This is a genomic window from Macrococcus sp. GL_134 (genome assembly GCF_057834705.1).
Window position 1 is genome coordinate 977,658 of record NZ_CM174409.1, and the last position, 12,485, is coordinate 990,142.

General features: G+C 40.7%; 13 protein-coding genes. 12 read left to right on the top strand and 1 reads right to left on the bottom strand.

Translation table 11 applies throughout. From position 1 onward, the window contains the following. Window positions 1-63: 63 nt before the first annotated feature. The 12 genes from AC3IPL_RS04970 to AC3IPL_RS05025 all read left to right on the top strand — a co-directional run bounded on the left by AC3IPL_RS04970 (window position 64) and on the right by AC3IPL_RS05025 (window position 11,595). Window positions 64-969 (top strand): alpha/beta fold hydrolase, encoded by a 906-nt coding sequence (locus AC3IPL_RS04970; protein ID WP_489242159.1) that lies wholly within the window; start codon window positions 64-66, stop codon window positions 967-969. After that, the gene (gene miaA / locus AC3IPL_RS04975; RefSeq protein ID WP_489242161.1) at window positions 959-1,888 is read left to right on the top strand and encodes a tRNA (adenosine(37)-N6)-dimethylallyltransferase MiaA; all 930 of its coding nucleotides are present in this window, start codon (window positions 959-961) and stop codon (window positions 1,886-1,888) included. Before AC3IPL_RS04970 ends, miaA begins: the two co-directional genes overlap by 11 nt. Next, entirely contained in the window at window positions 1,885-2,082 is a 198-nt protein-coding gene (gene hfq, locus AC3IPL_RS04980) for an RNA chaperone Hfq (protein ID WP_489242162.1), read from the top strand. The genes miaA and hfq overlap by 4 nt, the downstream gene beginning before the upstream one ends. A gap of 95 nt (window positions 2,083-2,177) precedes the next feature. Continuing rightward, complete coding sequence (gene hflX / locus AC3IPL_RS04985) at window positions 2,178-3,458, top strand: GTPase HflX (RefSeq protein ID WP_489242163.1); 1,281 nt, start codon at window positions 2,178-2,180, stop codon at window positions 3,456-3,458. After that, a complete protein-coding gene (locus AC3IPL_RS04990) occupies window positions 3,451-4,710 on the top strand; it encodes a methionine gamma-lyase family protein (protein ID WP_489242165.1) in 1,260 nt (419 codons plus the stop codon). Before hflX ends, AC3IPL_RS04990 begins: the two co-directional genes overlap by 8 nt. A gap of 78 nt (window positions 4,711-4,788) precedes the next feature. Further along, a complete protein-coding gene (locus tag AC3IPL_RS04995; protein ID WP_489242167.1) occupies window positions 4,789-5,154 on the top strand; it encodes a MerR family transcriptional regulator in 366 nt (121 codons plus the stop codon). Window positions 5,155-5,170: 16 nt separating this feature from the next. After that, window positions 5,171-6,508, top strand: coding sequence for a type I glutamate--ammonia ligase (glnA, locus tag AC3IPL_RS05000; RefSeq protein ID WP_489242169.1), 1,338 nt, complete (start codon window positions 5,171-5,173; stop codon window positions 6,506-6,508). 407 nt (window positions 6,509-6,915) lie between these two features. Beyond that, on the top strand, window positions 6,916-7,875 hold the full coding sequence (locus tag AC3IPL_RS05005; protein ID WP_489242170.1) for a family 20 glycosylhydrolase: 960 nt from the start codon (window positions 6,916-6,918) through the stop codon (window positions 7,873-7,875). Window positions 7,876-7,950: 75 nt separating this feature from the next. After that, window positions 7,951-8,979: a S66 family peptidase gene (locus tag AC3IPL_RS05010; RefSeq protein WP_489242171.1), complete on the top strand. Its 1,029-nt coding sequence runs from the start codon at window positions 7,951-7,953 to the stop codon at window positions 8,977-8,979. 150 nt (window positions 8,980-9,129) lie between these two features. Then, window positions 9,130-9,552, top strand: coding sequence for a MarR family winged helix-turn-helix transcriptional regulator (locus AC3IPL_RS05015; protein WP_489242172.1), 423 nt, complete (start codon window positions 9,130-9,132; stop codon window positions 9,550-9,552). An 89-nt stretch (window positions 9,553-9,641) separates the two neighbouring features. Continuing rightward, window positions 9,642-10,673, top strand: a complete 1,032-nt coding sequence (locus AC3IPL_RS05020) for a DUF2332 family protein (protein ID WP_489242173.1) — start codon at window positions 9,642-9,644, stop codon at window positions 10,671-10,673. Window positions 10,674-10,779: 106 nt separating this feature from the next. Next, complete coding sequence (locus AC3IPL_RS05025) at window positions 10,780-11,595, top strand: Cof-type HAD-IIB family hydrolase (RefSeq protein WP_489242175.1); 816 nt, start codon at window positions 10,780-10,782, stop codon at window positions 11,593-11,595. A 21-nt stretch (window positions 11,596-11,616) separates the two neighbouring features. Here the strand turns inward: AC3IPL_RS05025 and AC3IPL_RS05030 are convergent, their stop codons facing one another. Continuing rightward, entirely contained in the window at window positions 11,617-12,471 is an 855-nt protein-coding gene (locus AC3IPL_RS05030; protein ID WP_489242177.1) for an oxidoreductase, read from the bottom strand. Between the last annotated feature and the right edge of the window lie 14 nt (window positions 12,472-12,485).

Genomic DNA, 12,485 nt, shown 5'->3' on the forward strand with positions numbered 1-12,485 from the left:
CCATTGATTTGGATGTTTGAGGTGTTTTTTTGTAGTATAATCGAGTAAAGGATGGGGATCAGCATGAAAGAACTGACAATGACATTACACGACAATCACCAAGTAGAAGTAGCCGTCTTTGAACCAGAAAATCCGATTGGTACCATTCAAGTGCTGCATGGTATGGCAGAGCATATGGGACGTTATTACAAAATCGGGGAATATTTTGAATCACTCGGCTATAAAGTGGTCATGAATAATCATATGGGGCATGGTAAATCTGGATCAGATGATGATAGAGGGCATTTCGATCAGATTGAGACATTGGCACGTCAAGCTGAAGAAGTTCTAGAGTCATTTGTCATAAAAGATAAACCCGTGATTCTCATCGGCCACTCAATGGGCTCTATAATAGCAAGACAATACGTCATTATGTTCCCGGATCGATTCGACGCGTTAATCTTAAGCGGTACAAGTTTCTATGAAGGAAGTCATAGACTCTCATTGCAGACATTGAATTCTCTGATGCTTGTTTTCGGCAAAAAAGCTAAATTGCATTCAGTTAATCAAGCGGTCATTAAACAATTCAACAAAAAGATTAAGCCTCTTAAAACTGAAAGTGACTGGCTGAGCAGAAATGAAGATAATGTGAGAAGCTTTATTGATGATCCATATTCTGGATTTGATATGTCGCTCAATGCACTGGCTGAAATATTACGGGCGATGAAGCACACCCAGAAGAAGCAGGAAATTAAAAAAATGAATCCGGATATGCCTATTCTACTTGTTTCTGGACAGGAAGATGCCTTTTCAAATTATGGTAAAGGCATTGAAAAACTGGGCCGTGCCTATAAACAGGCCGGGATGACACATGTGAGAGTGCAGCTCTACAAACATTCACGGCATGAGGTATTGTTTGAATCCAATCAAGAAGAAGTGCTTGATAGACTGTTAATTTGGTTAAAAGGAATTGTCAAACATGACAGATAAGATTAAACTCATTGTTATTGCCGGTCCGACAGCAGTAGGTAAGACAGCGCTTAGTATTGAGCTCGCAAAGGCTGTTGGCGGAGAGATTATTAGTGGTGATGCCGTCCAAGTATATCGTGGAATGGATATAGGTTCCGCTAAAATTACACACGAAGAAATGGACGGGGTTCCTCATCACTTAATAGATATAATGAATCCGGATGAACAGTATTCAGCTGCGCACTTCAAGGAGATGGCAGTACCGCTTATCGAACAGATTCATTCACGGGGCCGTGTTCCGATGATTGTCGGTGGTACCGGACTATATATTCAGTCAGTCCTCTATGATTATCAGTATCAAGATGAAGATAGTGACGAAAGTCGGCGTCTTTTGAATCATTATGAGCAACTGTCGACAGATGTACTCTTTCATGAGCTGGAAAGGGTGGATGCGGCTGCCAGTCAGACGATTCATCGTAATAATAGACAACGGTTACTGCGTGCTTTAATATTTAAGCAATTACATAATCAATCGATTACAACTCAATCGAAAAATCAGACAATCAGCAGCAAATATGATACGTTGTTGATAGGATTGAATATGCCCCGTGAACTGCTTTACGAACGGATTAATCGCCGGGTAGACATGATGATGTCGAGCGATCTTGTCGATGAAGTGAAAGCATTAATGACGGCAGGTTACAGCGATGCCCGGAGCATGCGGGCGATTGGGTATAAGGAGCTTATGCCTTATATTGAAGGTGAACTAACAGAAGAAGAGGCAGTAACACAGTTGAAGCAGAATTCCAGACGATTCGCCAAACGGCAGTTGACTTGGTTTAGAAACCAGATGTCATTAGATTGGTATGATTTGACGGCAATATCCATGGCTGACATGGTTGACATATTGACGACTAAATTAAAAGGGGAATCATTATGACACAACAACACAATCTGCAGGATGCATTCTTAGACAAATACAAGAATGAAGGTACAGAGCTGACTGTTTTTTTGCTTAATGGATTTCAGATGAAAGGTATTGTTCTTGATTTTGATAAGTATGTCATACTCATCAAAGTCGGGGATAAACAAAACTTGATCTACAAACATGCGATTAGTACGTTTGTTGAATAAGTGATGATGTGACATTGATATAAAAAAGACAGATGCAGCTGCATCTGTTTTTTTTGTGCGTTATCCGTTAAACTGATACAAAGGACGTGAATGTCATGAATGAGACAAAAAGAGAAAAGGAACGAGTGGTCATTTTTGCTGTTCATCAGAAATCACAGGATGACTTTCAATTCCAGGAAACATTGAATGAAACGCAGTCATTATGTGAAACAGCAGGTCTTGATGTAGTAGGTCAATACATGCAGAACAGAGAACGTGCTGATACAAAGACTTACCTCGGCAAAGGTCGCATAGAAGAGATTACAGAGGAAGTGTCACGTGAAGATATCTCATTTGACGTCATCATTGTCAATGATGAATTGACCACGAGCCAGTCGAGACACCTGGCTGATATTTTTGCCGTCAAGATTATCGATAGAACGCAGTTGATTCTGGATATATTTGCACAGCGGGCTAAGTCACGAGAAGGTCAGCTGCAGGTAGAACTGGCACAAAATGAATACATGCTGCCCAGACTATCAGGACATGGAATCAGCTTATCAAGGCTCGGTGGTGGTATTGGCACTAGAGGACCTGGTGAAACTAAGCTTGAGACGAATCGACGTCACATCCGTTCAAGAATCCATGATATCAAAGTGCAGCTGGAAGAAATCAAAGCGCACCGAAAACGCTACCGGGAACAGCGGAAAAAAAGTCAGATTTTCCAAATCGCACTGGTGGGTTATACGAATGCAGGCAAATCCTCATGGTTTAACCAGCTGACACAAAGCGAAACGTTCGAACAGGATCTGTTATTTGCCACGCTCGATCCGAAATCAAAAGTGATGCAGATTAATGAGGGATTCAAAGTAATCGTGTCAGATACTGTCGGATTCATTCAACACCTGCCGACACATTTAATCGAAGCATTCAGTTCGACACTTGAAGAAGCGAAATATGCGGATGTCTTGATACATGTCGTTGACCGGAGTCATCCGAATTACGATAGTCATATGCAAACAGTCAATGAGCTGCTCGAGTCACTTCAAATGGGAAGCATTCCGACTCTCACACTGCTTAATAAAAGTGACCTTATAGATTCAATTCAGGAAGATTCACATAACACACTAGTTGTTTCTTCAAGAGATCACGACGATGTGCAACGGGTGAAGACGTTAATTGCCGGGTTTGTGGAAACTCTGATGACTCCTTATCATATTGATGTTCAGCCGCATGAAGGTCGGATCATCAATCGATTGAGAGAAGATACAATGGTAACTAGTATCGAATATGACGAGGAACAGGACTTGTATCACATAGTTGGTGTCGAACGACCGGAGAGTGGCACTGTAAACAGAATATTAAAGATAGAAAAGAGCGAACAAACTGATGAATGAACAATTAGAGCAATTAATTGCAGCAACAGATGAGCAGATCAGACCGATTCATGCTCAGATTGAAAGAACAGCGTTATTGAACCAAAAAAAAGTACTGGATGCTTTTCGTGAACAACGAATCTCAGAAAGCGATTTAGTTGGTACTTTTGGCTATGGTTATGATGATACAGGTCGCGATCAGCTGGAGGCACTGTATGCTAAAGTATTCAAAGCAGAAGATGCTATCGTCCGGCCGCAGGTCATCTCAGGGACGCACGCCATTACACTCGCGTTGTCCAGTCACTTAAAGCATGGTGATGAGCTGCTTTACATTACAGGTGAACCTTATGACACATTGCTTGAGGTCATTGGTGTTAACGGTAACGGAGTAGGGTCATTGATGGATAACGGAGTCAGCTATCGCAATGTACCACTAGTAGACGGAGCAATAGATATTCAGACAGTGTTGTCGAGCATTAAGCAGGAAACTAAAGTGATAGCAATACAGCGCTCAAAAGGATATGCCAGTCGACCATCATTGATGATTGCTGAAATAGAAAAGGTATGCCGAGTGATAAAAAAACAATTCCCGGATAAGATTATTTTTGTTGATAACTGTTACGGAGAATTCGTTGAAACGCGTGAACCGATTGAAGCAGGGGCTGATTTAATTGCAGGTTCACTCATCAAAAATCCCGGCGGTGGAATTTGTAAAATCGGCGGCTATATTGCAGGAAGGAGAGAATTGATTGAACGGATCGGCTACCGCCTGACTGCACCAGGTATCGGCAAAGAAGCGGGAGCATCACTTTACAGTCTGCATGAAATGTATCAAGGATTTTTCTTGAGTCCTCATGTCGTTAGCCAGAGTTTAAAAGGAGCTGTTTTTACAGCTGGACTGCTGGAGCGGCTAGGAATGCAGACGACACCTGCATTCGATGCTGAACGAACTGACTTAATTCAGGCGGTGACCTTTAACGATGCTGAGGCCATGATTACTTTCTGTCAGGCTATTCAAGCGGCATCACCTATCAATTCACAGTTTGCGCCGATGCCTGCCTATATGCCGGGCTACGAAGACGATGTCATCATGGCGGCAGGAACATTTATACAAGGGGCCTCCATTGAATTGACTGCAGATGGACCGCTGCGTGCACCATACGAGGCGTATGTCCAAGGTGGATTGACGTATGAGCATGTTAAATTGGCCATTATCCAAGCGGTTGAAACGATGATTGCAAAAGATGTTGTTCAACTAAGTAAATCCATGTAAGGTTTCCTTACATGGATTTGTTTTATTGAAAAAACTATGATAAATTATCACTAAGTTCTTAGTAGAGGAGATGGTCATATGACGTCAGACGCGGTAAGGCGCAATATGCCCGTATTTCCGATGAGTGTGGTAATGAAGTTGACTGAGCTGTCAGCCAGACAAATTCGCTACTATGAAGAACAGCAGCTGATTGCGCCGGAGCGGACAGCCGGAAATCAACGGCTGTTTTCAATGAATGATCTGGATCTGCTTCTTGAAATTAAAGTGATGCTTGAAAAAGGATTCACAATTAAAGGAATCAAGCAGTTCACTTCAGACAAGCAGGCCAATCAGTCGTCGGAGGAACAACGCCTCAGAGAACGGTTGTACAAAGACATCATCATCAAACCGAACACGACAGACGTCCCATTAAACCGTGGAGATTTATCAAGATTCTATAAATAAAACTTTGGAGGCTCACATGGCTAAATTTACGAGAGAAGATATTGTCAGATTTGCAGAGGAAGAGAATGTACGCTATTTACGTTTACAGTTCACAGATATTTTAGGAACGATTAAGAACGTCGAAATTCCAATCAGCCAGCTTAATAAAGCTTTGGACAATGAAATGATGTTTGATGGTTCATCAATCGAAGGATTTGTACGAATTGAAGAATCAGATATGAAACTATATCCCGATCTAGATACATGGGTCATCTTCCCTTGGACATCTGACAAAGGTAAAGTGGCACGCTTAATCTGTGACATATACAAACCAGACGGAACACCATTTGACGGAGATCCGCGTGCGAACTTAAAACGTGTCCTTGCTGAAATGAGAGAACTAGGATTCACTGATTTCAACTTAGGACCGGAGCCGGAATTCTTCTTGTTCAAATTGGATCAGCACGGTGAGCCGACACTGGAATTAAATGATAACGGCGGTTACTTTGACTTAGCACCGACTGATTTAGGTGAAAACTGTCGTCGTGATATCGTACTTGAACTTGAAGACATGGGCTTTGAAATTGAAGCTTCCCACCATGAAGTAGCACCAGGACAACACGAAATCGATTTTAAATATGCTGATGCAGTGACAGCGTGTGATAACATTCAGACATTCAAATTAGTCGTTAAAACCATTGCTCGTAAGCACAATCTGCATGCAACATTTATGCCGAAACCATTGTTCGGTGTCAATGGCTCAGGGATGCACTTTAACGTATCGTTATTCAAAGGGCCAAAAGAAAATGCATTTTTTGATGCAGATGGTGACATGCAGCTGTCTGATGATGCGCGTCATTTTATTGCGGGTATCGTGAAAAATGCGCGTGGATTTACTGCTGTATGTAATCCATTAGTCAATTCTTATAAGCGACTCGTACCTGGTTACGAAGCACCATGTTATGTGGCATGGAGTGGTCAAAACCGTTCGCCGTTAGTCCGTATTCCGGCATCACGTGGGTTATCAACTCGTGTTGAAGTGCGTTCAGTAGATCCAGCAGCGAACCCTTACATGGCACTTGCAACCATTCTTCAAGCAGGATTGGACGGCATTAAAAATAAACTAGAAGTGCCGGCACCAGTTAATGAGAATATTTATGAAATGAACCGCGAGCAACGTGAATCAGTAGGAGTTCAAGACTTACCGTCAACGCTCTATACTGCCATTAAAGCAATGCGCGAAAACCCAATTATGAAAGATGCATTAGGTGAACATATTTATCGCCAGTTCATCAACTCTAAATCGATTGAGTGGGATATGTACCGCACCCAAGTGTCTGAATGGGAGCGGGATCAGTACATGAAGCAGTATTAATATAGTATAACCCCGTAACTACAATGTTTCGGGGTTTTTATTATGTCGTTTTTTAGCAGATTTTTTTAACTCTTTTTTTACATTTTAACAACAGACTTGTGTTACGAGATGCTGTAATAAGACTGTTAATTATTGAAGACGATGAAAATATAGCAAGGAATTTGTCTGTGAATGAAGCAGATGGATGAATCGGACATGACAGAATATTTTAATAATGTTATGTCAACTAATAAAGATTTGAATTATATTACTGACACTATTGCCAAGAGGGTAAATCATCTGTATCTTTTGACGTCACGAATATATTTCAGCATTATCAATCAGCAACAAAACAATTAAGAAGCGGTTTTCCGCTTCATTTGTTTGTTTGATTCAATAACGTGTATAGTTTAAGAAAAGGAAGTGAAATGATGACTATTAATCAAATTCAACGGGGCATCGTGATTGACTGTGCGAGACGTTACTGTTCGCTATCGTCATTGAAAGCCGTTATAGATGAAATACCGCACCATTCAGGCAATTTTTTGCAGCTGCATTTTTCTGATAACGAAGGATATGGGATTGCTTCTCAAGTGATTGGATTAACTGAAGATGAACCGAATGTATCTTACTTAACACGTCATGAATTAAGAGAGCTCATAGATTATGCGTCTGACAGAATGATCCAAGTGATACCGGACTTTGATGTTCCGGCGCATTCTAAATACTGGATAGAGCGGTATCAGCAATGCTATCCAGAAGAGACGATTCAAACAGATTTTGATGAGACTGTCGTCGATTACTTCGGCAGTGAGTCTGCTGGACAGGCCGTTCAGCAAATGATTGATGAGATTGCATCATTCTTTAGGCAGCCTCAATTCAAACAGAGAATGGTCATCGGAGCAGATGAAGTCCCTGGGAGCAGGACAAATCAAGAAGCGTATATTAGTTTCATCAACCGAACGGCAGACTATGTTCAACGTCAAGGATTCCGGCCCGCTATCTGGAATGATGGGGTTACAAGTGAAGGGATTGACATGTTGAATGATAGTATTGATATATTGTACTGGCAGCAGCCGGAAGGTGGAATAGAAGTTGAGGCATTTACTAAGCGAGGAAGAGCTGTCTATAACTATAATTTCTATACCGCAACATTTCTTCCGCGTTATGGCTATGATGATGACGCTATTAAAGAACAGACAGCGTATATGACAACACATCATCAATTAGATGTGTTCTGCTATCACAATAACCCATATACGAAAATCATCACGACAGAAATAATAGGAGATGCGATGACATTCTGGAATGAAGAAGCAGCTTCTTTAACAGATGAAGCATGGCTCAAACAAGTGCTGCCGTTAGTACGTGCATTTTTCAGTGAGTAGGGTGCAGTGGTTGATTTAACCTTATAGTATTGTATGATTAAAGGAGAGCATTAAGTAAACATAGGGGGAAAAGAGATGATTAAACCTGAAAAGTTAAAGCGTGGAGATACAGTTGCGATTGTTTCATTATCCAGTGGAATTGCCGGTGATCAGGATATGATCTGGAGAACTGAACAAGGGATTAAGCGTCTGGAAGATGTGTTTGGATTAAAAGTGAAAGTGATGCCGCACGCATTAAAAGGCTCTGATTACATCTATGAACATCCTGAAAAGCGGGCTGAGGACCTGAATCAAGCATTAAAGGATCCTGAAGTTAGGGGGATTATTTGTGCCATCGGTGGTAATGATTCAATTCGGACATTGCCGTTTGTCGATAATCGGGCCATTCAATCCAATCCAAAGATTTTCACCGGTTATTCAGATAGTACTGTTGGTCACTTGATGTTCTATTTGAACGGTGTTTCTTCAAGTTATGGCCCTGCGTTGCTGACAGATTTCGCGGAGAATATCGACATGGATGACTATACGATAGCGAGTATCGAAAAGACATGGTTCTCAAATGACATAATCGGAGAAATTAAAACGTCTGACACCGTGCGTGAAGTCGGATTAACTTGGGACAAAAGCAATCAGCAGACGGCGAGAAATCAGCTGGATAACAGCGGTTATGAAGTGATTAATGGACGAGGAACGGTGCAGGGACATCTCATCGGAGGCTGTCTTGAATCGTTGTCTGATTTAAGAGGGACATCATTATTTCCGGACCTGCATCACTTTGACGGTGCTATATTGTTCTTAGAAACATGTGAAGAATATATCCCGACGATTACACTTGAATCTTATTTGAGAGCTTTTGCAGTGATGGGCATTATGAATAGAATTAACGGAATAATCGTTGGAAGACCACAGAAGGGTGTTTATTATGAAGAATACAAGGAAGTCTACCGCATGATCATGAAAGAATATCACTGTGAGGACTTACCGATTCTATACAATGCAAGTTTTGGGCACAATGAACCTAAGTTTGTTATGCCTTATGGTGTCCAGGCTGAGATTAATGCTGACGAAAAAACATTCACTATTTTAGAAAGTGCCACTATATAATGTAAAGAAGGAATTAACTGCTTTTAAGTGAATTCCTTCTTTACTCTCTTCAAGATGAAACTTGATATAAACATTGATAAATTAGTTATTTACTCATATAAGATAAGTATTTATAATATAAGTATTAATAGTATATAGAGGAGATTGATAATGAATGATTATATATATGCCACAGAAAAACTTCTAAAATTACATCAACTATGGCAAAGTTCTGCACGACGATTTTTAAAAGCTTATGATATAACATACCCTCAGTTTCGAGTATTAAAAGGTTTGGTTGATGCAAACAATGACAACAAAAGGATATCACAGTCTCATTTAAGTGAACGGATCGGTATAGATGCGATGACGTTATCAACAATCATTAGAAATCTCGAAGCGAGAAAGTTGATTCAACGGATGGAATCTCGATCAGACACACGCGCCAAAAATGTTTATATTACTGCTATTGGGTTATCCTTAATGGAAGAAATCACACCATCTATGGAAACAGCTGCAGAAATGTTCTTCTGCGAAATGCATGAAAACGGTGATGAGCTGCTGAGAGTGTTGACCCTTGAGGATGAATGTTAAGTTTATGTAACAAGGCTATACATGGTCAGCTATGTGTAGTATATTAAGCGTCTTAAAAGACCGACTGTAATGAGTCTAGGAGCGATTAAATGTCAGTTAAATATCGAAATGTAATGCTGTCCTATAGTGCAGCTGTACTCGACAGAAGTCCATTATATAGTCAATTGGCGAAACATATGGCCGATGACAAAGAGCTGAAGGCACTTCTCAGTCCGATGATCATCACCGCTCAATCAGTTCCTTTATTGATGAGCAGTGTCCTCTTTCATTTATATAATGACGATGATGAACTACGCAATTATTATCTTAATTTTAATGACTATGCAAAACCACTTGATGATGATGGTTTCGAACGATTCAAAGCATTTGTATCACGTCATCAGGATTCCATTCTATATTATATTCATCATGGTGACTTAAAGAAGAATATCGTTGAACGATCATCTTTACTTGTCCCAATATTTCATAAAATTTTACAGCAGTCATCAACTGATTCATTCAATGTCATAGAAATAGGGTCTAAAGCAGGACTGTTATTAAATTATGATTGGTATGGTTACACTTATAATAAATCTGTTACTGTGGGTAACGTTGATGATATTAATATCAAAGTAAAAATCAAAGGGTATAATCATTCTTTGTTAACACCGATTAAACATCCGCTTCGGAAATTCGGTATTTCAGAAGCAGTGACTCATATTGAGGATGATCATGATTTTCACTGGATGTTGAGTCTGCTTTACCCTGAGGAAGTTAAACGCCGTAAGAATCTATACAAAGCACGCCGCATCTTTCAAGAGCATCCGGTGACGATGCTGGAAGGTGATGAGCTTAAACTGCTGGAACAAGTGATAGATGGCCTTCCAGCAGATGAGCCGATCATTATTTTCCATGTTCACCATGCGAAGAACTGGTCTGATGACAAAAAAAGTGCTTTTTTAAATTTAATCAGCAGAAAAGCAGCCGATAAAGTGATCTATCATGTACATCATCAGTTATTCGGTCCAGATATATTCGTTGATCACTTCAACGAAGGTTATTTAAAACGTGAGAAACTAGTGAATTTTGATTTGGATAAACTTAAATTAGAATGGCTGGTTAATCAGCCGCTTAAAATTTAACGTGATTTCATGTGGAACATTTAAAGTGGGATAGTCATCGTTTATTGAGCAGATTTTATCTAGTCTATGATATAGTAAAGTGACTAACAAACGATGGAGTGAAAACATGGATTACAAATTAGTAGTACTAGATATGGATGATACATTGATGACCAGTGAGAACGTCATGTCTGAACGGACAAAAGAGGCATTGCTCGCAGTACAGAAACAAGGTGTAAGTGTCATACTTGCTTCCGGTCGTCCAACTAACGGTATGGTTAACACCGCGCGTGAACTTGAACTTGATAAGCATCACTCACATATATTGAGTTATAATGGTGCACGCATTTTTGAAATGAGCGATTTATCAATGGTCAAAGAGACATCTCTGACAAAAGAACAGTTTGATTTATGTTATGACTACTGTAAATCAAAAGGATTTTTTGTATTAACTTATATTGATGAGACTATTGTTTACGAAGGTGATCACCCTTATATGAACGTTGAACATGAACTGACAGGACTGCCGATGAAACAGGTGGAATCATTGAAAGACTATGTTCAAGGGAATGTCCCTAAATTGATGGGAGTAGATTTTGAAGAGAAAATCTCAGAAGCCAACAACGAGCTGGGTGGTAATTACGGACAAGATATTCATGTCACCACATCTAAGCCGTTTTTCCTGGAATTCATGGCTGAAGGGGTGTCAAAAGGGCGTGCACTGCATGAACTGGTGACAGAACTCGGCATTAGTAGAGAGGCGATTATCGCGTTCGGCGACAGCAATAATGATAAAGATATGATTGAGTATGCCGGCCTTGGTGTAGCCATGGGTAATGCCAACGACAACATAAAAAATGCCGCAGATATGATTACCGGTGATCATAACAGTGATGGGATTGCGGACATACTTGAACAATTTATATTAAAGAAGCAGTCGTAACTGCTTCTTTTTTTGTGCAGCTCAGAGTCGCTCGTACTGATAACCTTCCAAAAGGGCACAGCAGACATCAAGAACTGGTGTTTGGACATGGTGCCGTACTGCTATTTGCTTAACTGTGCCCTGAATAAAGTCATATTCTATAGGAACGCCGGCTAGTGTGTCATAATACATGCTGGTTCCCATCAGTGGATCATACGTTGAATAGATAGCCATAATATCATTGACTGTGTCGGAGTTGAAAGAATGTCCAGCCGCTTCTGCAACTGCAATCCCTTCAACGAGCAATTGTTCAGTGAGTGATTTGACAACCGGCAATTCAACAACTTGAGCAGTATTTTTTGTCAGAGCAGTGACGCTGTTAATTCCTAAGTTTACGAGCAGTTTAAACCATAATTGTCTGTCATAGTCAGTGTCTGGTATCAGCTCCAGCTCAGTCATGTGGAGATCGCTCCTCATTTGGTGCATGGCTGTAGTATTCGGAACGATCAGCTTCTTATCCTGAAAATGTCGGACACGATCTGCTGTTTTCTGACCGCTGATATAGACCACTGCCTGCACGGCATTGAAACCATCCATCAATTCCAGCTGCCCGATACCGTTCTGACAGAGGATCACTTGACTCTTTGAATGGCACATGTTCTGTAGTGCCGGCAAAATCGACTTAAGCTTTGTTGCTTTGACAGCGACAAAGATGACATCGAATGTTGCATCATTCAGTACTAATGAAGATACATTCATCTTGTATTCACCATCTACTGTCTGTAACAGCACCTGCTGCTCTTGACGGCCGAACAAAGTAACGTCATGAACACGACTGATTTCATGAGCAATCACTGTACCTACTGCACCTGGGCCGATAACGGCGTATTTAGTCATAGGCGCCTCCTTCG

What these genes read in the sequence shown, in the direction of transcription:
- AC3IPL_RS04970 (WP_489242159.1), top strand. Translation starts at nt 64, where the DNA reads ATGAAAGAACTGACAATGACATTACACGACAATCACCAAGTAGAAGTA.
- miaA (WP_489242161.1), top strand. Translation starts at nt 959, where the DNA reads ATGACAGATAAGATTAAACTCATTGTTATTGCCGGTCCGACAGCAGTA.
- hfq (WP_489242162.1), top strand. Translation starts at nt 1,885, where the DNA reads ATGACACAACAACACAATCTGCAGGATGCATTCTTAGACAAATACAAG.
- hflX (WP_489242163.1), top strand. Translation starts at nt 2,178, where the DNA reads ATGAATGAGACAAAAAGAGAAAAGGAACGAGTGGTCATTTTTGCTGTT.
- AC3IPL_RS04990 (WP_489242165.1), top strand. Translation starts at nt 3,451, where the DNA reads ATGAATGAACAATTAGAGCAATTAATTGCAGCAACAGATGAGCAGATC.
- AC3IPL_RS04995 (WP_489242167.1), top strand. Translation starts at nt 4,789, where the DNA reads ATGACGTCAGACGCGGTAAGGCGCAATATGCCCGTATTTCCGATGAGT.
- glnA (WP_489242169.1), top strand. Translation starts at nt 5,171, where the DNA reads ATGGCTAAATTTACGAGAGAAGATATTGTCAGATTTGCAGAGGAAGAG.
- AC3IPL_RS05005 (WP_489242170.1), top strand. Translation starts at nt 6,916, where the DNA reads ATGATGACTATTAATCAAATTCAACGGGGCATCGTGATTGACTGTGCG.
- AC3IPL_RS05010 (WP_489242171.1), top strand. Translation starts at nt 7,951, where the DNA reads ATGATTAAACCTGAAAAGTTAAAGCGTGGAGATACAGTTGCGATTGTT.
- AC3IPL_RS05015 (WP_489242172.1), top strand. Translation starts at nt 9,130, where the DNA reads ATGAATGATTATATATATGCCACAGAAAAACTTCTAAAATTACATCAA.
- AC3IPL_RS05020 (WP_489242173.1), top strand. Translation starts at nt 9,642, where the DNA reads ATGTCAGTTAAATATCGAAATGTAATGCTGTCCTATAGTGCAGCTGTA.
- AC3IPL_RS05025 (WP_489242175.1), top strand. Translation starts at nt 10,780, where the DNA reads ATGGATTACAAATTAGTAGTACTAGATATGGATGATACATTGATGACC.
- AC3IPL_RS05030 (WP_489242177.1), bottom strand. Translation starts at nt 12,471, where the DNA reads ATGACTAAATACGCCGTTATCGGCCCAGGTGCAGTAGGTACAGTGATT.